Raw genomic sequence first — 20,020 nt, 5'->3', positions numbered from 1 at the left:
GATATGTTGGCTTTATATTTTTAAATTAAATAACCTCATTGGATTTTGATAAGAAAATAATTAATATAGATTTGAATTCTCATTCGTAAAGCATGTTTTAATCTTCTTAATGCTCTTTCATTTTTGTCTCAATGCTTGTTTTCAAATCAGTTGATACTTGATTGAAATACCCCAAAACGATCTCCCTAATATCATCGGATATAACTTTCAAATCACTAGCTAAGTTTTCAGCGAGATGTTCTTTTTCTATTGGCTGTAACTTCGTATAAAATTCACCAGCTTGTGTAAAGTCATCCTGTTTCGTTATAGAAGCTCTTTCAAGTTTACCTTCAACGTACCTTCCTTCACCGGTTGTAATTTGATTAGCAGGTGTCCAATCTTGCTGCTGGTTAATCGTTAATTTGCGAAATTCGGGACCAATTCTTCTTCTTTGTGAATCACTGTAAATGTTAGCGCGCCCTTGCAGCATTTTATCATCTGATAACTCAGCGCCTTCTAGCAAATTAGAAGGAGAGAAGGCGACTTTTTCTACTTGTTCCATAAAATTTTCAGGATTTTTATTTAATACCATTTTCCCGACTGGTATGAGAGGATACGTCTGTTCATCCCATACTTTTGTGTCATCTAAAGGATCATAAGAAAGGTGCGTTTCATCTTTCGGATCCATGAGCTGGACGTATAAACCATACTCCACTGGTTTACCATTTTCAATAGCATCATATAAATCTTTCCCGCTATAATCAGGATTTTCGGCAGCTAGTTTAATTGCTTCTTTACTAGTAATGTATTGTACACCTTCAAACGGGTACCAATGATACTTTACATACTTTCGATTACCTTCCGCATTTCTCCATACATATGTATTAACACTATGTCCTGGAATGTGGCGAAGACTTTTGGCCGTACCATTATTAGAGTATAAACGGACAACAAAATGAATAGATTCAGGTGCTTTAGCGACAAAACTCCAAAATCTATTCGGGTCTATTAAATTATTTTTAGGTGAAGGCAATAATGCTTGAATCGTTTCAGGGAAACGCATCGGATCGCGAACAGAAAAAACAGGAATGTGATTACATAAAAGGTCAAAAATGCCTTCTTTTGTATAAAATTTTGTAGAAAAACCGCGTACATTTCTAGCAGTATCCGGTGTTCCTTTCGTACTAACAGCTAACGAAAATCGAACCATAACAGGAACTTTCTCATTAGAATTTTGTAAAAAACTTAATTTAGTATGTTCAGACATCGAATATATCGTTTGAAAATAACCGAACGCACCAAATCCTTTTACATGAACAGGTCTTTCTAAAATTTTTTCATGAATAAATTGTTGTAATGACTCATGCAGTACACTATCTTGCTCTAGTACGGGTCCACGTGAACCAACTGTTTGAGAGTGAAATTTAGCTGGTTCAGTAAGTTCTCGATGTTTATTAAAGTCTTCTTCTAATAATTCTTTCCTATGTTTATCATATTTTTCATTCATCGATATAGCCTCCAAATTTTTTCGTCGATTGTTACTAAATATGATTTTATAGTCTCGATTATGTATGACATACAAAGTTCAAAGCAGTAACATACCGCTAGATGAAAAAAACACATATGTAGTGGACCTGTTGAAATAGAAGAAATTATGGAAAAATGAATATCGGGAAGAGAAAGCACACGTTTTAATAAAAAATGTGGAAGAAAACCACTATTAAAATTTCAATCTTAAAACTTAATTTATAAACGATTATATAGAGAATAAACGTTAAAAAAGGAAAAATAACTAGGAGGAATTTAACATGTTGGATTGGTTTCAATTAGATAAAGAATATATGATGTCTACATATTGTCGGACAGAGGTTGCAATGGAAAGAGGAGAAGGATGTAAACTATATGATGTAGATGGTAAAGAGTATTTAGATTTATTTTCTGGCGTAGGAGTAAATGTACTAGGATACAATCATCCTAAAATTGTACAAACGACAATGGAGCAAGTTGTGAAATCGTTGCATTTACCGTTTCATTTCTTAAACCCAGTTGCAATTGAGTATGCAAAGAAATTAGTAGAGTGTACTTTAAAAAGCGGAAAAGTCTTTTTTACAAACTCTGGTACGGAAGCGACAGAAACGACATTAAAATTAATTGATAAATATAGATCTATTGCGAATGAAGAGCGTGACGGAGTAGTTGTGTTAAAAGATAGTTTTCACGGGAGGACGTTAGGGGCACTACATTTTACGAGACAAGAAAAGGTATATCAAAATTTCCCTAAAACATCTATTCCTGTATACGAAGTAGAGCGTGAGAATATAGACCAATTAGAGGAGACCATTATTAAAGAAAAACCAATTGCGATTATGCTAGAGCCTGTTTTAGGCAGTGGGGGAATTTATCCTTTATCAAGTAAATATTTGCATGGTGTTCAAAATTTATGTGAAAAATATAATGTACTTCTTGTCGTTGATGAAGTTCAAAGTGGTATGGGTCGAACGGGAAAACTATTTGCTTATCAAAATTTTAATATCACACCGGACATTATTCAAATTGGTAAAGGAGCAGGAGGCGGGATACCGCTAGGAGGAATTATTGTAGGTGAAAAGTTATGTGATGTATTTTCACCAGGAGATCACGGGACAACGTTTGCTCATTCATCAATGGGAACAGCTTTAGGTTTAACGGTATTAAATACATTACTTGATGATGGGTTAATGCAAGAAGCTTATGAAACGTCACTATATTTGAATGACAAACTGCAAGACATTCAGAAAGAAAATTCTTATTATATACAGGAAGTGCGTCATGCTGGCATGATGTTTGGAATTAGTCTGAATGATACGAATGAAAATGTGAAGAAATTACAGGTTGAGCTAATGAATAAAGGAATGTTAGTCGATGTAACAAAAGGGAATATTATTCGATTACTTCCGCCGTATATTATTACGAAAGAGGAAATTGACGCATTTATCAATCAGTTTATTATTTGTTTAGATAAAGTTGCTGCTGTAGTAAGTGCTTAAAAATTAAAGCTATATTTTATATAAAGTGCACTCTAATTGTTGGGGATAGTTTACAATTGGGGTGCATTTTTTATAGTTGAATTTTATAAAATACAGTCGTTTGTATATGATAACGGAAAAATAGAAGGAATTTCGTTATATTTGAGTGGTGAAGAAAAGGGAAAGTAAGTATAAAGATAGTAGATAAAGCGGTTGGTTTAAATAACTAATGATAGAACGTTTTGAAAATAATAGCATACGAATATATAAATAATAAGAATGAGGTGATATATTGGAAAATAATGATATTCAATTTACTTCTTTACAAATGAGAACGGATAAATATGGTTGGGCTAGTATTCAATATACAAATAAAAAGCAGGCTATCTTATATACTCAAAATAGAGGAGTAGAATGGGATGTTGTCAATCCTCTTAATTCAATTGTATTATTTGGGTATCCAATAAACGCTCGAAGCTCTTGGGCATATGGTTTAACAAAAAAGAATGACGATTTATTGCCAGCTATATTTTATACAGTTAATAGAGGAGAAAGGTGGAGTGAGTTTATTTTACCGGTTGAAGAAGATTGGGAGAAATCGACTGATGTTCAAGTACAATTGCATGCTACGAATATGGATAGTATATGGATTGTATTATCTAGAAAGCTTGCATCAAATAAATTTGAACATAATTTATACTATTTGAAAACGAAAGGGAAATTTTGGAAAGTAATAAAAAATATAAGTATTAGTGATAGTATTTCAGGGATAACATTTATAAACGATCTAATTGGGTTTATTTCATTACAAAAACATTATGAAACATCAACGGTATTTAAAACAATAAATGGTGGGGAAAGTTGGCATCCTATAAAAGATATTCCAAGTCTTGAAGGAATTAATAATGGGACTGCTATGGCTTATAAAGCAATCTATAAAAATAACTTATTAGTAATACCAACTAAAAAGAATGATGATGTATTTTTAATGAATTACTCATTTGATAAGGGGAATTCGTGGCATATTTCAAATAAAACAATAAATACTAGTAAAGTGGCTGTTTCGTTTTTTAGTTCCTATTATGGCTGGGTTATAAATAGTGAAAATGGAAGTGTGTATCAAATAATAAAAAAAGGAGCAAAATGGATTAAAGTATCAAGTAATCCATTGTTAAAAAATGTATTTTGTTTGCATTTTTTTAATCGGCGTAAAGGTTGGGCGTGTAATAAAAAAGAAATATTTACTACAAAAGATCGCGGTATAACATGGAAAAAGGTAGTATATAAAATTAATAATATTGATAAATTTATTTAAAAAAGTCCTAAAGAAATTAGGACTTTTTTTGTTTTTTATGGTGAGAGTTGTAACAAACAATGATAAGAGAAAGGAGGTAAGTGCAGAATTATATTTTTAAAAATAGACGTTTGTTTTCACACAGTATAATTCACTTTTGAATATGTTAATAAAGTAGCAAATTCATAGGAAATGGTAATACTTAATATTTTATGTCACATGATATGTAAAGGGGGCGTGTAATGAAATCGTTAACGGTTATTATTTTGTACAGTGAAAGAGAGCAAATATTAGAAGAGTCAATTCAATCTATATGGAAGCTAAATCTTCTTGAAATTATAATTTTAGTTCCTAACGATAGAAGTAATTTGTATGAAATAGCAAAGAAACATAAATGCCATATTGTTTTGATGGGTAAATATAGTACGTATTATGATGGGTATGAAGCTTCTGTAAAGGCAGCAAAAGGAGATGTATTGTTATTTGTAGATAGTAATTTTTTATTATCCACAAATGAAATGCAGAGATTTATTGAGCCAATTGTTACAAATCAAGCCGATGTAGTTTTAAATAAAATAGATAAATTGATAGAAATAGGTAAATGTCCAAATATGGATATTGTATGGAGAAAAATGTTAAATGAAATTTTAAGTCGACCAGATTTAAAAAGCAATTCAATACTTTCGTTACCATATGCGCTTACGAAGGAAGTAGTGGAAAATATCGGCTTTAATTATATGGAAGATATCGTTCTATCTCATATGAAGATTGTAAATCAAGGGTGGCGGATTAACGATCAATATGCAATCAATACGTTATCTAAAGATGAGACTATAGAGGAAGGAGGATATTTAATAAAAAAAGAGTTATCCAAAAATGAAAAAGAGAAAGTAGAAAGATATTTACGCGGTATAGCTAAATGGATAGAGAAAAAAGGAAGAAGAGTAGGGTTTACTGATGCAGGAAAAAGAAGAGATATTGTTCAAAAACTAGGTGAATGTAAGCGATACCCTTCCTATCATCAAGGGTGGGGAATGCATTCTTCAATTTATGATGGGAAGCAACTTTCTGTCATTATACCAGTACAAAATGAAGAAGAGACTATAGAACAAGTAATACTTGAGGCGAGAAAAATAGAACCATTAGAAATCATCGTCGTTGTAAATGGTTCGACAGATCAAACGGCTAATATTGCTAAAAGACTTGGTGTTACTATTATTGAATATAACGAACGACTTGGTCATAATGTTGGACGTGCTATTGGAGCGCTTGAAGCTACAGGAGATATTCTTTTATTTATTGATGGTGATTTTAGTGTTTCAGGAAGTAATTTGCATCATTTTACAAAAGCAGTTTCAGCTGGTGTAGACATAGCATTAAATGATTTGAATCCGATGTTACACCCTCCGTTTTATGTTGTAGACGTCGTAAAATATATGCTTAATTTAGCATATAATCGTCCAGAATTAAGCAATGGCTCATTAGTAGCAATTCCACATGCTATGAGTAGATCATGTTTAGATGCAATAGGCTGGGAAAGCTTACTATGCCCTAGTCTTGCACAAGTAAAAGCAATATTACAAGGGTATAGAGTAGAATGTGTACATTACGTTGATGTTGTAAAACCGAATAGAATTCGTTTAATGGAGAATGTAAGTCACAATGGGCATCCTCCGGCAGTATTAAGAATCATTGGTGATCACGTTGAAGCTCTCTCTTACTTGATAGAACAACTCGAAATGGATGGAAAGGGTGATTAAACTGTTAGACCAGTATAAAATAATTAACATTTCATATGAACAATTATGGCAAATGGATTTTCAAATTACAGAACCATTTATACTCAAGGTTGATTGGGATAAAGTAACGTATGAATTTTTAATTCGTATTAAGCCCGATGCTTCTAACACTATTGTTTTTGGATCCGGAGCAGGTGGGTTTCAAGAACAGCCAATTGGTCCACCTATTTTTCATCGACATTCTTGGATGGATGAATTTGAAGATACTGTTATATATTATAATGACCCTACGTTATATCTTGGAAAATTATCTTTAGGTTGGGGACAGGGAGAGTTAAATAGATTTTATTTACAAGATATAGCAAATATTTTAGAAATAGTATTTGTAAAGTTAAAAGTTGATTCGAAAAATGTGTTGTTTTATGGCAGTTCTGGGGGAGGATTTATGTCTTTAATTTTAGCTGGATTCGTTAAGGGCTCCACAGCTTTCATTAATAATCCTCAAACAAATTTATTAAAATGGATACCTGTACCAATAAATCTAGTTTTCGATTTGTCTTATCCAAATTTATCAAGAGAAGAAGTTGAAGAGAAATTTGGTGAAAGAATTAATGTTGTGAAATTTTTTAATCACATTAAATATGTACCGAATATTTATTTTTTGCAAAATTTCGCGTGTGAATTTGATGTGCAAAATCATTTGCTACCATTTATTTCCGAATTAGAGCAACTTGATAAAGACACGGAAGTAAATCAAATTATAATTGACTTATATTTTGATAAAAAAGCAGGGCATGCAGCTGTAGGGAAGAGTGAAACAATTGAATATATAAAAAAAGTAAAACCTAATCAGACTGTAAAAGAAGAACAAAAAGAAGTGGACCTATCAGTTGTTATAGTTTTAGGAGAAGAAAAATCAAAATTGAATCAAATTTTAAATAAAGTGCAGCATATAAAACCACTAGAAATTATTATTGTAGCTGATGATAGAATGAGTGCGATACAATCTATACCAACATTTGTTGAAAGTAACGTTGTTGTGATTGAGGAGAAAAGTAAATGGAAAGCACCAGTTCATGGGGCAAAAGTCGCCAATGGTGATGTAGTCTTATTTTTAAATGGAGAAGATGTTATTTTTTCGGTAGAATTAGAACGATTTATAGAACCGATACTAAAAAAGGAACAGGATGTAATTTTAAATAATATAGACTCGGTTTGTTTTGAAAAGATGAGAGTAGAATGGCCAAGCATTGCTATGGTGTATAGAAAAATAGTAAACGATGTATTGGGGCGTATGGATTTAAAATATGATTCGATGTTATCTATGCCATATGCTATTACTAAAAAAGCAATTGAAGACATTGGATATGATATCTTGCAGAACCCTATTCTGTCCCAAGTAACTCTTATTGAGAAAGGGTGGCGACTACAATCCTCGTCAGCCATCACTAACACCTCCTTGAATAATATGCCTGCAAACAAAACCTCGTTCTATAAAAATGGATTAACTAAATTAGAAGTATATGAGATTAAAGAAAATATAAAAGCTTTGGAGAGTTGGTTAAAACGAAAAGATGATAGAGGTAATTATACAGATGGAGGAAGAAAAAGAGAAATTATAGAGCAGTTAAAAAACCAAAAGAATTATTCACGTTTCCATAAAGGATGGGGAATGAATTCCTCTATTTATAATGGAAAACAGTTATCAATTATTATACCAGCACAAAATGAAGAATCAACGATTAAAGAAGTTATTCTTGAGGCAAGAAAAATTGAACCGAAAGAAATAATTGTTGTCATTAATGGGTCAACAGATCAAACAGAAGCAATTGCTAAGCAATCAGGGGCAACAGTAATTGTTTATGAAGAAAGATTAGGGCATGATGTAGGACGGGCAATTGGTGCACAAGAAGCGACAGGAGATATACTTCTCTTTATTGATGCTGATTTTGCTATTCCAGCAAAAGATCTTCATCCGTTAACGCAAGCTGTTGCGGATGGTGTTGATATGGTTTTAAATGATTTAAATTTAAATCTTAGATTTCCTCTATATATTGTAAGTTTATATAAATATATGTTGAATATTGCTTGTAACCGTAAAGATTTAGGGGTAGGATCTACAATTGCTGTTCCCCATGCTATTAGTAGAAAATGTTTAGAGGGAATTGGCTGGGACACTCTTCACACAGCGTGTGTTGCACAAGTAAAGGCAATATTAGAAGGGTATAAAGTCGAATGTGTCCATTTTGTAGATGTAATGAAACCAAATCGTATTCGGCCACAAGAGCATTTTGCGACGATAGGACATCCACCAGCTGTATTGAGAATTACTGGGGATCATTTAGAAGGACTTTCATATTTATTGAAGAATAAGGATTTTAAAGATTTATTTTAAAAGGTAAATTTGTCTATTGAATGAGTAACTTAAACATTTCATTTATGCAACTTGACGATATTTAGTATTGCAATGAAACTAAAATCAAAAATTTTTATTATTTTTAGCTCAGGTACAAGTGAAGAGCATGTTTCACTGACTGATAGTAAATGAACAAGTAACTAAAAGGTAAAGGCTTCTTTATATATATGAAGAAGCTTTTATCTTTTTTATTTTAAGTATGGAAGGTAAAGGGTAAATAAAGTTGTAACGGTATTTTTATTTTTGGATAAATTGATATTAGATATAAGAAAGGAGGGAATATCTTGTCTTGCATCAATAAAAGTTGTTTTCATATTTCTTTAGAAACTAAAGTCAATCCAAATGGTGGGGCAGAAATATTCGTAAGGTGCAATGATGAATGTTTATCTAATTTTAATGTAATACCGTTTATTGCATGTGTTTCTATTTCAGTAAAGGATGATTTGAGTTTTTTAGTTGATTTAGATAGTTTAATAAAACGTTAATTTTCTATGCAGTTAATAATAAAATAACATCTAATTTATAAGACTTAGTAAGAGAGTCGTGTCCGAATTTAATTAACTGCATATATTGTTAAAAGAAAGGAGGGAGAGTAATGGCATGTACTACGAATAATGTTTGTTTAGATGTGTGTCTTAAAATTACAATTACCCCTGGTAGTGGAATTGATGCAGTAGTCGATTGTGGAGGCACATGTGGGACAAGTCCTACTATTGTAATTAGTCCTAGTGGATCAATTGTTATTACTTTACCATTAGTTGCATGTTTCTCAATTGCACTAAAAGATGATTTAAGTGTTGACTCTTCATTAACAAGCCTCTATTTTCAAACTTCTTAAGAAAGATACAGAAATGAAAAGCCTGCCTGCTACTTTTCTTTTGATCTAATGTAAAAATAAAAAAGATGGTTACAACCATCTTTTTTTATTTTGCTATATATTTAAAATGAATTTATATATTATTTGGTGGTAAGAATATACAATTAAAAGTATTCAGTGTTTCTTTTTTGTTCGATGAGGTAAGAAATTGCTTCTATATGATCACCAATGATTTGTTGCGTTGCTAATGAAAGGTAGCCTTCCTGCGAAAAGTGTTTTTCTGGTCGAACTCGATTTATCTTGTCAACGTCGATAGAATGAACATTTTGTACATGCAATCCTGCTAAAATTGTTTTAACTTGACTTAAGGTTGGTGAAAGAAGAGAATCAAACCCAATTGTATCAATGCATTTTCGACTAAAAGCATGAGGGACAGCAGTTGTGGAGCCCATACCTAAATCTTTTCGATTACATGCTAAATTAACAACATGCTTACATGCAGTTACGATAGTATAAGGAACACGATACATGTAGTAGTGCTCTAATTTATTTAAAGCTAAATCGGTTCCATTTTGAACAGATTGTACAAATGGTAATAAATCAGAACTAGGAATTAAGAAATCACCATCAATAAATAATAATATATCACCTTTTGCAAAATATGCACCAACGGCACGTCCGGTATCAATGCCGAGTGCTTCTTTGTAAGTAATAACTGTTGCACCGCAATTCTTCGCCAATTCCTCTGTTTTATCTGTTGATCCATTAACAATAATGATGATTTCTAAAGGTTTTAATTTCTGCACCTCAAAAATGATAGATTCTATCGTTTTTTCTTCATTTTGAACAGGGATAATGATGGATAATTGTTTATTTCCATAAGTATTTGAATAAAACTTTTTACCTGTAATTATTTTGGGTATAGCTCTTTGTTCGCCGTTTTGAAGTTCTAAAATAATATCTCGCCTTCGATTATTATCAGTATAGTTTCCTCTTGAATCTTGTAATATATTTACCCAATTTTCAATTGCTTCTAGGTGATAACGAATGAGTTGTTTTGAGGGGAAGGAGGGAATTTGCGGTATAGAAATTTTAAAATGATTGCTAATGCGAAATTTATTTTTAATAATTTTCATTTGTGCCAATATCGGATTTAATAAACTTTCTGGAGTAATTGCATCAAGAATCTCTTTTGTTATTGCATAGGGAGGAAATAATAGTGAGTTAACATGTAAATCTGGACGATGAAAAAAATGATTCGTAACCTGCTGCCAAATCATTTCTATAGTTGGCTTTTGCTTTTGATAAAAAAAGTCATCTAAATTGTTTAATACTATGTCAGCTGATTCGTCTAGTAATGGTTGAAGAAATTGTGTAAGTAAGGAAGATTGGATAATGTAATTTGCATCTAAAAATAAGAGGTACTTACCCTTTGCTTTTGTGGCACCAATTACATAACAATTATTTAATTCTGACGGTTCTTCTAATGTGATAATTTTACAATTGTAAGATTGTGCAATATCAATGGAATCATCGATATATCCGTTAATAGTAAGGATGATTTCTAAAGGGTGTAGTTGTTCACAGGCTTTCAAAATTTCAGGTAAAACTTTTATGTTATGCTGTATACGAATAATAATAGAAATCGGATTTTTACACATAAGTAGTCTCCTTTTTAATCAGAGGTAGTTATTAATAAGATTAGATAAAATAGGAGATATATATTTTATTAAATACGTAACGACTATTTAGTTTTCTCAGACTTAGAATTTTCATTACCTGAATTAGTACCTTTATTTATTCCAGAAGCCAGTAAATTATTGAGAACGCTCAGGTCTAATTGCATAGGGATTGAGTTTTCGGATGTAGTTTTCTCATTTTCTTTTTTGGTAGTTAATATAGTCTTTATATTTTTTATTTCTTTATATTGTTTTAAGGTAATGAAAAATCCAGAAATAATGAAGAGAAAAGAAATAGTAGCAAGTAAAAGTATTATTTCCAACATAAAACACCCTCCTTTAAATCTATAATAATACTATATTTGAATGTAATAAGACAAAATTCGAGCTAATGAGTTCACTTTTTAAATATATGCAAATCTTTAGTAAAAGTTACTAATTTCTAGGTTAAAGGAAGCAATTACAGAAACGTATAGATATAAATAAATTAAAATTTCATTTGTAGTGTAAAGGTATGTGTTATATAAGCTGAACGTCATTCTATAACAAGTTAAACAGGGTTTAATTTTATATAAAAAGAGCATTTAATTGGACAAATAATTAATTATGTGAAATAATAATAACAGATAAGGAGACGTTGCTTTTCCTTAAGTGCTTCGAATTAATTTTATTCAATAAGAGAAGGTGTGCTTAAAGAAGTTAAATTAAATAAGGAGCTGTTTTATTATATGCAACAAAATAATGATTTAAATTTTGAACCTCAAGACGTTAATATTGTTAATCCTAAACAAGCCAGGAAAGCAGTAATTGCTACTGGTATAGGGAACGCAATGGAGTGGTTTGACTTCGGATTATACGCGTATTTAGCGGTAATTTTAAGTCAATTATTCTTCTCTGGTGTTGATAATAGTGGATTGCAACTTGTACTTACATTCGGTACATTTGCAGCAGCCTTTCTCGTTCGACCAATCGGAGGTGTATTCTTTGGTAGAATAGGAGATAAGTACGGCCGAAAAATCGTGTTAAGTACTACTATTATTTTAATGGCACTTTCTACATTATTCATCGCATTACTACCAACCTATGAACAAATTGGTGTATGGGCACCAATACTACTTTTAGTTGCCCGAATGATTCAAGGCTTCTCTACAGGCGGCGAATATTCAGGAGCAATGGTTTATATCGCAGAATCTTCTCCAGATAAAAAGCGTGGTATACTCGGTAGTGGTCTTGAAATTGGAACACTCTCAGGTTACATTGCTGCATCGGTAATTGTTACCATTTTGATGTTATTGTTAACAGATGAGCAAATGCTCAGCTGGGGATGGCGTATTCCGTTCTTAATAGCTGCACCAATTGGTTTGGTCGGTTTATACTTACGCCGTCATCTAGATGAATCTCCAATCTTTGAAGAGATGGAAAAAGCACAAGAGGAATCTGAAGACAATGAACAATTTTCATTCATGGATATTATTAAATATCACAAAAAAGACTTCTTATTAAGCACAGTAATTGTCGCCTTCTTTAATATTACAAATTATATGATTCTTTCGTATATTCCTTCTTATCTAACTCAAGTACTTAAAGTCGAAGAAACAACAGGCTTATTAATTATTTCTATTACGATGGCACTTATGATTCCACTAGCACTATATTTCGGTAAATTAAGTGATAAAATTGGTAATAAACGCGTTGTGCAAATTGGTTTACTTGGTTTAACTGTATTTGCAATTCCAGCATTTTTACTAATAGGTAACGGACATATTGCAGCTATATTTGCAGGTATTTTCGTACTAGGTTTCTTCTTAAGTGTATATGAAGGAACATTACCTTCATTATTACCATCACTCTTTTTCACTGATGTACGTTATCGAGCACTTTCGATCTCATTTAATATTTCTGTATCGATATTCGGTGGAACAACACCGCTTGTATGTTCATACTTAGTTCATGCAACTGGTAACCCGCTCGCACCGGCATTTTATTTAGCAGGTGTAAGTATTATTGGATTAGTTGTATTTAGTGTACTATTCGTTACAACTTCAGGGCGTGCGCTAAAAGGTTCATATCCTACAGTAGAAACGAAAAAAGAAGCACACCAAATCGCTAAAGAAGACCCTGAAGAAACACTTTGGTGGCATGAAGAGTCATTAGAAATTGAAGCAGGGAAGAATGCTTCCATTTAAAAAGCAACGTAGAAGTACAAAAAGACTCCTATGAATATAGGAGTCTTTTTGTTACGTTATTTCTTTCGTTTCTTCAAACTTTTTTGATATGCATAAAGCTTATGAATCTCTTCCTTAAATTCATGTAGAAGTACAGTGTTTGCACTATTTGAATAACGCACCGTATTATAAGCATCTATAATAATATCACTTTGAATATTTACATCTTCTTCATCGTTTATTCTTTCTAGCCAAGCCTCAACAGTTTCTCCCCGTTTTCTATTTAAAGGAGGGGTTAACTTACTCTCTAGCTTGAAAATTTCCTTCCGAATTTCGTTATGTGGCGGTTTATTTCGTTTAAAACGATTTTGGCTCATTCCTTCTTTATCAGTAATGATAGTAGATTCGAAGGCGGGCATATTTGGTAAACTTAAATGTTTTCGTTTTTTTACTATTTTCCAAACGACGTAAATAGCGATAGCTGTACATACTATTATTGTAGTGCTATTTATGAGTATTGGATCAAAATCAGGAATTTTTTTTCCGTCTTCAATTTTTGGTTTTAAGAGATGTCCTTTATTTGCCCAAACATCTTCAGTATCTTTTAATTCCGCTGCTTTAATTAATGGCATTAAAGCATAGCCGACGCCTAATGCGACTACTTCCGTTATAAAACCAAAAATAAGTCGAATGAAAGGAAATACTTGAACAATTAATATACTCATTAAGCCAATCGTAATGATAGAAGAAAAACGTAATAGTTGTTGTTTGCGATTGGCCCCGGTTAACCAAAATGTAATCATAAGATGCAAGGCTAACATTAATAGTTTCCACAACGGTGGAAAGGGTGCATAAAATATAGCTGAAACGAAAAACCATACAATACCACCTAAAGATTTTTGAACTGGATATCCAGGTCCGACCACATGTACGATAAAGAAAAATAGTGGTAATATGATTGTGCCAAATAGAGAAAAAGGTAAAAATAAAGAGAAAAGAACGATTTGAAGAACTAAAAGTATTACAAATCCTGTTGTTTTTTTTTGCATAAATTTATGAATAAGAAATACTCCAATATAGCCTGTTGTTAAAAATATTGCAATACTAATTAGTTCATCTCTTTCTGTTAATAATGAAAGCAGAAGGAGCAGAATGAAATCATGAATGTGATATAGCCAAGTTTTCAACTGGTTCCACCATCCCTTCACTAGTAATGAGAAACGTTGGCTGCGAGAGAAGAGGGAGTTCATTTCTTTGTAAACCAATGTATATCATTGTAGACGATCGTTCTCTTTTTCTCTTTACATAATGAAGGAATCCTTGTTTCGGAAGTAACGTACTATCATCTGAAATACGGGCTAATTCTTCTAAAGCTTTTGCATATTGTGTTTGTCCTTCATTTAACGGTACATGTAATGCACCGCCTTCTGCTAATACACTAATAAACAATTCAAACGGAATGTGGTGCTTCGTTGCATACTGGAAAATGTGTGTTGCATATGAAATAAGTTCTTCTACATTATCTTTCCAACCAAATCCACGATCGGCAGCTAAAGAAAGACAAATCGTCCAACTATAATTTTTTACAGGTTCATATTGCTTCGCCTGTAATTGTTGCATTTTAGCAGATGCCTTCCAATGAATAGAGCGGAAAGACTCACGCTCATATCGCTTTACACCGATAATAGATGTTTCATCATTGTAAAAAGAAAAATTCGTTCGATAAGATCCATTCAAAAGTTGCTGAAGTTCTTGCAAACCTGCTACTTCTTTAGGAGAAGGATACACAATAATTTCAGTCCTTAATTTATCAAAAACAGGTAAATGTACAGTTAATAGATGAAATGGATCTTTTAATACACATTCAAATTGTTCAATTTGAAACACACCACGCTTCGTGGCGGTTAATGTTAACCCCCATTTTTGTGCCGAATGTGCAGGTTGTGAAAATGGGAAAGAGAATAACGTTTTTGATATTTGTTCAATGCCTTGCTCTTTATGCGGTATAAGGGACGAATTTAAATGAAAGTAACAAACACCATTAACGATTGGTATGCTGGCTCCATTTTTTAAATGAATAAAAAACTGTCCAGATTCCTCAGGAAAAATCCGTGTAGTTTGTTTCTCATTTATGATTTGAAACTTCTTCTCTATGAAAGCGACATATTTATAAATAAAAATCGCAAATAAATAATAGAAGAAAAAGAGAAACATAAGCATTCGTTGCGGGAAAAAGAATGTGAAAAGTAATGCGATTGGAACGGTTAGTTGAATAATATGGAGTTGAAAAAATAAAGGCACAGTTACAACACGCTGTCCATTCATGCTTGTTCAATCTCCACAGGTACGTCAACTTCTTTTAAAATACTTTGCATAATATCATTCTTTGTCGTACGCAGGGCACCTTCCATTGATAAGACGATACGGTGATTCCAAACAGAAGGAACTAACAATTGTATATCTTCTGGTGTGCAATATTCTCTCCCGCGTAAAAAGGCTAAAGCTTGAACAGCACGTACTAAAGCTAATGTGGCACGTGGGCTTACACCGTTAGCGATATAATCATGATTTCTTGTAGCATGAGCAAGTTTAATAATGTAATGTTCTAACGGTTCCGAAACAAATATTTCTTTTACTCGTTTTTGAGCTTCTAAAATATCTTCTAATGAGATGACAGATGTGACACTTTCTAATGGTAAATCGTTCCGAAAACGTCGCATCATTTGTAACTCATCTTTAGGAGTTGGATGACCGATTGAAATCGTCATTAAAAAGCGATCAAGCTGTGCATCTGGAAGAGGGAAAGTCCCTTGTGATTCAATTGGGTTTTGCGTCGCAATAACAAAGAACGGTTTCGGAAGAGGAGTTGACTGCTTCTCCAGCGTCACTTGTCGTTCTTCCATCGCTTCTAACAAACTCGACTGCGTTCTCGGCATTGCACGGTTAATTTCATCTGCTAGCAAAATGTTTGTCATAACTGGTCCAATTCTTAATTCGAATTCGCTTGTTTTTGGGTTGAAGTATTCAATACCTGTTACATCACTTGGAAGTACATCAGGGGTAAATTGAACGCGAGAAAAACTACCACCAATACTTTTTGAAATGGTTTTCGCCAGTAACGTTTTCCCAGTACCAGGCACGTTTTCGAGTAGTACATGTCCATCAGCAAGAAGTGAAACGAGCAGTAGATCAATAACATTTTCTTTACCAACAAACACAGATCCGATGTTTTCTTTCAATTTATTTATCATATGTACCATTCCTTTCATTATAAAAGAGCTAATATTTCTATATTTTAACAAATTATTCAGAAAATTGGTATGATTTTTTAATTCAAAGAAATGGATGTTTAATTATTAAATTACTCTTGCATATTTTGGAATATAATTATACAATATCGATATACGATGTATCGTGAGTCGATATATCATATATCGATGTATCGGAGGTAGTTATAATGAATGCGAAGGCGCAAAAATATATTCCGTTAACTGAGGCGACATATTACATATTATTGTCACTCGTGAAGCCGTTGCATGGCTACGGAATTATGCAAATGGTAGAAGAGATGACAAATGGGGAAGTAAAGCTCGGCCCTGGTACTTTATATGGAAATACGACGAAATTACTAAAAGAGAAGTTAATTGTTGAAGTTGCCTCTACAGACAGAAAGAAGTGCTATGAGTTAACGCCGTTTGGGAGAGAAGTGTTAGAGCTCGAGTATAACAGATTGCAGAGATCTGTAAGGAATGGAAATAGTATATTAGGGGAGTGAATGAGAGATGGAGACAAAGAAGATATTCAAACCTTTCGCAGTATGGAGCTTAGAAAAAGAAGAAGCGTATTTACGTAAAATGCATCAACAAGGCTGGGCGTTACAAAAGTATAACGTAATGTATACGTTTAAGAAAACTGAGCCGAAAGATGTAGTATATAAAGCAGACTTTAGATTAGAGTATAAAGATTCGACAGAAAAACAAAAAGAATATATCCAAATATATGAAATGTGTGGCTGGAAACATGTAACGAGTTTTGCGAAGTGGAATTACTTTTGTAAAGAAGTAGAAGAGGAAAATGAGTTACCTGATATATATTCAGAGAAGGAAACGAGGATACAAAAACTTACTGAGTTGTTACAGTTTTTTGTAATTATGTTTGTAACAATAATGCCAGCGCTTTACTTATGTTTTCTTGGACCATCAGAATCTAGAATTCCTTATATATTTAAAGGCATGATAGGATTTATAGGTTGTATGTATTTGTATATATTTATTAATGTATATTGGAAGATTAAAAAGTTAAAAAATGAAATATTGTAACAAAGATTGGGTTTATTAAAGAAGATGGTTGTATATTGAATGGAAATCATCTTCTTTAATTTCTATATATCCTTGTTTTGTTGGATATTTTTTATATAATAAAATATTGTATATTTAAGGCATAGAACTAACAGTTACAAAGATGATACCAGTAACAATACCTAAAAAAATCATAAATGAAGAAGTAATTAATAATAACGAACTAGCAATGAATATCACTTTATTAGATTTTTGTTTTTTATAAAGGAAATAAAGTAAAAGACCACAAATAGTAGAAAGTATCCATATAGCTAAACCGTAAGAACTCGAGATTTTCTTCCAATCGGAAATCCAAAAGTAAAAGATGATTATGTGACAAGTTAATAGTAGAAATGTTGATGGAAGCATTATCTTTTTATTTAAAATCATTTGTTTCACCTCCCTTATATAAATATTACTAAAATGGTGTGGAATTTAACATATAATAAGGAAGAAATACATTTTTAATTAACGTATTAAACGAAAAAATCCCTTATAGAAAAATCTATTTCTACAAGGGATAATCATATTTTTATTAGAAAGACTGATTTTGCGCAGGTTTAATAAATTGTTCAGGGTTTTCAACAAGTCCGCATACAGCGCATTGGACTCTGTATGTAGGTCCTTGGTAAGCCATATGAAAAGCATTCATCGTTTCATTTGTGTATTCTTCTTCTACTTGACCAGTTTGTGGATTTAATTTGACTGGTTTTACTTGTTGCTCAAGAATATTAAAGCGAGTGCGGTTCGTTTTACAACTTGGACATAGCATTGGTTCCATATGTATACACCTCCATTTGTATCATTTCTTAAAATCTTTAATTTTATGCAAGCAAAAAACTTTCTCAATATAAATAGGTGTTTAATGTATTTAAAATTCAGAAAAAATAAAATATAATAAAAGTACGAACTGGTTATGTCCAAACCAAATCTCCTGTTTTATGCCAATAAGCTGGGGGGCCGAGAAATCGGCCTCATTTTTTTTGCTCATTACTACAAGGAACAAGGTTTTTGTGAGACTTTTGTCGAAATTTTAGGGATAGATACAAGGGGGGATGTAAAATGGATTTGAAAATGAAGTACATCATTTTATATGTAGAAAAGTTTGAGGAATGTTTAAAATTCTATAAAGATATTTTACAGTTACCTATAAAAGCAGAGCACGGTACATATATTGAATTTAATACTGGAACTACCATTTTAGCGATGAATACGCGGCAAGATGTGAAAGAATTAACAGGACTACCGCTTACAGAAGGTGAATTACAGTCTTCTCATTTCGAGTTAGGATTCGTTGTTGAGAATGTACAAGAAACGATTGAGCAATTTAGAGAGCAAGGTATTAAAATTTTAGTGGAGCCAATTGTAAAACCGTGGGGACAAACAATTGCCTACATTGCTGATCCAGATGGAAATTATATTGAAATTTGCAGTTCATTAGAATAGAGGGAGAAAGAGAGATGGGATTTCCGAAACTAGAAACAGAACGTTTATTCTTAAGAGAACTTACACTATTAGATGCAGAAACGATGTTCCAATATTTTTCGAAAGAATCAGTTATACGTTATTTCGGAATGGATTCTTTCCAAAATATTGAGCAAGCGAAAACCACGATTCAAACGTTTAAAAATCGTTATGAAGAGGGCAGTGTATTTCGCTGGGGAATCGAGAAAAAAGGGACGGGCCAATTAATCGGAACGTGCGGATTTCATTTAATTAATAATCATCATAAACGAGCTGAAATTGGTTATGAATTAGATGATACATATTGGGGACAAGGATATGCATCGGAAGCATTACAAGCGATTTTAGCTTACGGATTTGAAATGCTGCAACTAATAAGAATCGCAGCGGTTGTATATGTAGAAAATAAAGCTTCTCAAAAATTGTTAATAAAAGCAGGATTTCAAGAAGAAGGATTACTTCGAAAACATATGATTCAAAATGGTGTCGCTCATGATACCATTCTATACTCGTTATTAAAAGAAGAGTGGAAGAAGTAATGAGTACAAATGAGCTTATAAATGTTATGAAGAAGCATAAAGAAAACCGCTTTATTTTAGGGATAGATGGTTTAAGTCGATCTGGAAAAACAACATTCGTAGCCAATTTAAAAGAAAATATGAAACAAGAAGGCATTCCGTTTCATATTTTCCATATTGACGATCACATAGTGGAGCGTAATAAACGCTATCATACTGGATATGAAGAATGGTACGAGTATTATTATTTACAATGGGACATTGAATGGCTAAGGCAGAAATTTTTTCAAAAGCTACAACATGAAACAAAATTGAAATTACCTTTCTTTCATGAAGAAACAGATATATGTGAAATGGAAAAAGTACAGATTCCTATTGTAGGGGTAATTGTTATTGAAGGAGTTTTTCTGCAGCGAAAAGAATGGAGAGATTTCTTTCATTATATGGTCTATTTGGACTGTCCAAGAGAGATAAGGTTTTTACGTGAGAGTGAGGAGACACAGAAAAACCTTTCAAAATTTGAAAATAGGTATTGGAAAGCAGAGGATTATTACTTAGAAACGGAATTGCCGAGGGATAGGGCGGATTTAGTCATTGAATGATTTGA

Annotated in this window: 20 protein-coding genes; 12 read left to right on the top strand and 8 right to left on the bottom strand. The window is 32.4% G+C overall.

What is annotated here, in order from left to right; genetic code table 11:
* Positions 1–106 precede the first annotated feature (106 nt).
* The gene (locus BC_RS15060; RefSeq protein ID WP_001003614.1) at positions 107–1,486 is read right to left on the bottom strand and encodes a catalase; all 1,380 of its coding nucleotides are present in this window, start codon (positions 1,484–1,486) and stop codon (positions 107–109) included.
* A gap of 301 nt (positions 1,487–1,787) precedes the next feature.
* Between BC_RS15060 and BC_RS15055 the strand changes: the two genes are divergently transcribed.
* The 6 genes from BC_RS15055 (at position 1,788) to BC_RS15030 (ending at position 9,271) form a co-directional block, all read left to right on the top strand.
* Positions 1,788–3,005: an aspartate aminotransferase family protein gene (locus tag BC_RS15055; protein ID WP_000887931.1), complete on the top strand. Its 1,218-nt coding sequence runs from the start codon at positions 1,788–1,790 to the stop codon at positions 3,003–3,005.
* Positions 3,006–3,276: 271 nt separating this feature from the next.
* Positions 3,277–4,299: a hypothetical protein gene (locus BC_RS15050; RefSeq protein ID WP_000429608.1), complete on the top strand. Its 1,023-nt coding sequence runs from the start codon at positions 3,277–3,279 to the stop codon at positions 4,297–4,299.
* A 221-nt stretch (positions 4,300–4,520) separates the two neighbouring features.
* On the top strand, positions 4,521–6,038 hold the full coding sequence (locus tag BC_RS15045; protein WP_000839297.1) for a glycosyltransferase: 1,518 nt from the start codon (positions 4,521–4,523) through the stop codon (positions 6,036–6,038).
* Between the two features lie 52 nt (positions 6,039–6,090).
* Positions 6,091–8,412 carry a glycosyltransferase gene (locus BC_RS15040; RefSeq protein ID WP_002195602.1) on the top strand — a complete coding sequence of 774 codons (2,322 nt, stop codon included), beginning with the start codon at positions 6,091–6,093 and terminating at the stop codon, positions 8,410–8,412.
* A 305-nt stretch (positions 8,413–8,717) separates the two neighbouring features.
* A complete protein-coding gene (locus tag BC_RS15035; RefSeq protein ID WP_001277646.1) occupies positions 8,718–8,918 on the top strand; it encodes a hypothetical protein in 201 nt (66 codons plus the stop codon).
* 110 nt (positions 8,919–9,028) lie between these two features.
* Positions 9,029–9,271, top strand: coding sequence for a hypothetical protein (locus tag BC_RS15030; protein ID WP_000752474.1), 243 nt, complete (start codon positions 9,029–9,031; stop codon positions 9,269–9,271).
* Between the two features lie 143 nt (positions 9,272–9,414).
* On the opposite strand, the gene BC_RS15025 is transcribed toward BC_RS15030, so the two are convergent.
* Both BC_RS15025 and BC_RS15020 read right to left on the bottom strand, forming a co-directional pair.
* Positions 9,415–10,911, bottom strand: coding sequence for a glycosyltransferase (locus BC_RS15025; RefSeq protein ID WP_000335241.1), 1,497 nt, complete (start codon positions 10,909–10,911; stop codon positions 9,415–9,417).
* A gap of 83 nt (positions 10,912–10,994) precedes the next feature.
* A complete protein-coding gene (locus BC_RS15020) occupies positions 10,995–11,255 on the bottom strand; it encodes a hypothetical protein (protein WP_000889737.1) in 261 nt (86 codons plus the stop codon).
* A 402-nt stretch (positions 11,256–11,657) separates the two neighbouring features.
* Between BC_RS15020 and BC_RS15015 the strand changes: the two genes are divergently transcribed.
* The gene (locus tag BC_RS15015; RefSeq protein ID WP_001186921.1) at positions 11,658–13,115 is read left to right on the top strand and encodes an MFS transporter; all 1,458 of its coding nucleotides are present in this window, start codon (positions 11,658–11,660) and stop codon (positions 13,113–13,115) included.
* 56 nt (positions 13,116–13,171) lie between these two features.
* On the opposite strand, the gene BC_RS15010 is transcribed toward BC_RS15015, so the two are convergent.
* From BC_RS15010 to BC_RS15000, 3 genes are read right to left on the bottom strand one after another with little or no spacing between them, the layout of a single operon-like run.
* Complete coding sequence (locus tag BC_RS15010) at positions 13,172–14,281, bottom strand: DUF4018 domain-containing protein (protein ID WP_000860478.1); 1,110 nt, start codon at positions 14,279–14,281, stop codon at positions 13,172–13,174.
* Positions 14,253–15,419 carry a DUF58 domain-containing protein gene (locus BC_RS15005; RefSeq protein ID WP_001014397.1) on the bottom strand — a complete coding sequence of 389 codons (1,167 nt, stop codon included), beginning with the start codon at positions 15,417–15,419 and terminating at the stop codon, positions 14,253–14,255. Before BC_RS15005 ends, BC_RS15010 begins: the two co-directional genes overlap by 29 nt.
* On the bottom strand, positions 15,416–16,345 hold the full coding sequence (locus BC_RS15000) for an AAA family ATPase (RefSeq protein WP_000608796.1): 930 nt from the start codon (positions 16,343–16,345) through the stop codon (positions 15,416–15,418). Before BC_RS15000 ends, BC_RS15005 begins: the two co-directional genes overlap by 4 nt.
* A gap of 206 nt (positions 16,346–16,551) precedes the next feature.
* Here BC_RS15000 and BC_RS14995 point away from each other — a divergent pair, with 206 nt between their 5' ends.
* The gene (locus BC_RS14995) at positions 16,552–16,869 is read left to right on the top strand and encodes a PadR family transcriptional regulator (RefSeq protein WP_000991882.1); all 318 of its coding nucleotides are present in this window, start codon (positions 16,552–16,554) and stop codon (positions 16,867–16,869) included.
* Between the two features lie 7 nt (positions 16,870–16,876).
* On the top strand, positions 16,877–17,413 hold the full coding sequence (locus tag BC_RS14990; protein WP_000448311.1) for a DUF2812 domain-containing protein: 537 nt from the start codon (positions 16,877–16,879) through the stop codon (positions 17,411–17,413).
* A gap of 114 nt (positions 17,414–17,527) precedes the next feature.
* Here the strand turns inward: BC_RS14990 and BC_RS14985 are convergent, their stop codons facing one another.
* Together BC_RS14985 and BC_RS14980 are read right to left on the bottom strand one after the other, a co-directional pair.
* Positions 17,528–17,821, bottom strand: a complete 294-nt coding sequence (locus BC_RS14985; protein ID WP_000602672.1) for a hypothetical protein — start codon at positions 17,819–17,821, stop codon at positions 17,528–17,530.
* Positions 17,822–17,966: 145 nt separating this feature from the next.
* A complete protein-coding gene (locus BC_RS14980; protein WP_000433609.1) occupies positions 17,967–18,212 on the bottom strand; it encodes a hypothetical protein in 246 nt (81 codons plus the stop codon).
* 281 nt (positions 18,213–18,493) lie between these two features.
* Between BC_RS14980 and BC_RS14975 the strand changes: the two genes are divergently transcribed.
* The 3 genes from BC_RS14975 to BC_RS14965 are packed head-to-tail and all read left to right on the top strand — an operon-like array spanning position 18,494 to position 20,015.
* Positions 18,494–18,877 carry a VOC family protein gene (locus BC_RS14975; RefSeq protein WP_000364499.1) on the top strand — a complete coding sequence of 128 codons (384 nt, stop codon included), beginning with the start codon at positions 18,494–18,496 and terminating at the stop codon, positions 18,875–18,877.
* A gap of 14 nt (positions 18,878–18,891) precedes the next feature.
* A complete protein-coding gene (locus BC_RS14970; protein WP_000506639.1) occupies positions 18,892–19,434 on the top strand; it encodes a GNAT family N-acetyltransferase in 543 nt (180 codons plus the stop codon).
* Positions 19,434–20,015: a kinase gene (locus tag BC_RS14965; RefSeq protein WP_000106106.1), complete on the top strand. Its 582-nt coding sequence runs from the start codon at positions 19,434–19,436 to the stop codon at positions 20,013–20,015. Before BC_RS14970 ends, BC_RS14965 begins: the two co-directional genes overlap by 1 nt.
* Positions 20,016–20,020 lie beyond the last annotated feature (5 nt).

Source organism: Bacillus cereus ATCC 14579 (genome assembly GCF_000007825.1).
Lineage (GTDB): Bacteria > Bacillota > Bacilli > Bacillales > Bacillaceae_G > Bacillus_A > Bacillus_A cereus.
The sequence above is the reverse complement of the archived record's forward strand: the minus strand, read 5'-3'. Positions and strand labels throughout refer to the sequence as shown.

Excerpts from the sequence above, each read along its gene's own strand:
- BC_RS15055 (WP_000887931.1), top strand. The coding sequence starts at position 1,788 with ATGTTGGATTGGTTTCAATTAGATAAAGAATATATGATGTCTACATAT.
- BC_RS14990 (WP_000448311.1), top strand. The coding sequence starts at position 16,877 with ATGGAGACAAAGAAGATATTCAAACCTTTCGCAGTATGGAGCTTAGAA.
- BC_RS15020 (WP_000889737.1), bottom strand. The coding sequence starts at position 11,255 with ATGTTGGAAATAATACTTTTACTTGCTACTATTTCTTTTCTCTTCATT.
- BC_RS15025 (WP_000335241.1), bottom strand. The coding sequence starts at position 10,911 with ATGTGTAAAAATCCGATTTCTATTATTATTCGTATACAGCATAACATA.
- BC_RS14985 (WP_000602672.1), bottom strand. The coding sequence starts at position 17,821 with ATGATTTTAAATAAAAAGATAATGCTTCCATCAACATTTCTACTATTA.
- BC_RS14995 (WP_000991882.1), top strand. The coding sequence starts at position 16,552 with ATGAATGCGAAGGCGCAAAAATATATTCCGTTAACTGAGGCGACATAT.
- BC_RS14965 (WP_000106106.1), top strand. The coding sequence starts at position 19,434 with ATGAGTACAAATGAGCTTATAAATGTTATGAAGAAGCATAAAGAAAAC.
- BC_RS15060 (WP_001003614.1), bottom strand. The coding sequence starts at position 1,486 with ATGAATGAAAAATATGATAAACATAGGAAAGAATTATTAGAAGAAGAC.
- BC_RS15030 (WP_000752474.1), top strand. The coding sequence starts at position 9,029 with ATGGCATGTACTACGAATAATGTTTGTTTAGATGTGTGTCTTAAAATT.
- BC_RS14975 (WP_000364499.1), top strand. The coding sequence starts at position 18,494 with ATGGATTTGAAAATGAAGTACATCATTTTATATGTAGAAAAGTTTGAG.
- BC_RS15045 (WP_000839297.1), top strand. The coding sequence starts at position 4,521 with ATGAAATCGTTAACGGTTATTATTTTGTACAGTGAAAGAGAGCAAATA.
- BC_RS15005 (WP_001014397.1), bottom strand. The coding sequence starts at position 15,419 with ATGAATGGACAGCGTGTTGTAACTGTGCCTTTATTTTTTCAACTCCAT.
- BC_RS15015 (WP_001186921.1), top strand. The coding sequence starts at position 11,658 with ATGCAACAAAATAATGATTTAAATTTTGAACCTCAAGACGTTAATATT.
- BC_RS15000 (WP_000608796.1), bottom strand. The coding sequence starts at position 16,345 with ATGATAAATAAATTGAAAGAAAACATCGGATCTGTGTTTGTTGGTAAA.
- BC_RS14970 (WP_000506639.1), top strand. The coding sequence starts at position 18,892 with ATGGGATTTCCGAAACTAGAAACAGAACGTTTATTCTTAAGAGAACTT.
- BC_RS14980 (WP_000433609.1), bottom strand. The coding sequence starts at position 18,212 with ATGGAACCAATGCTATGTCCAAGTTGTAAAACGAACCGCACTCGCTTT.
- BC_RS15040 (WP_002195602.1), top strand. The coding sequence starts at position 6,091 with ATGGATTTTCAAATTACAGAACCATTTATACTCAAGGTTGATTGGGAT.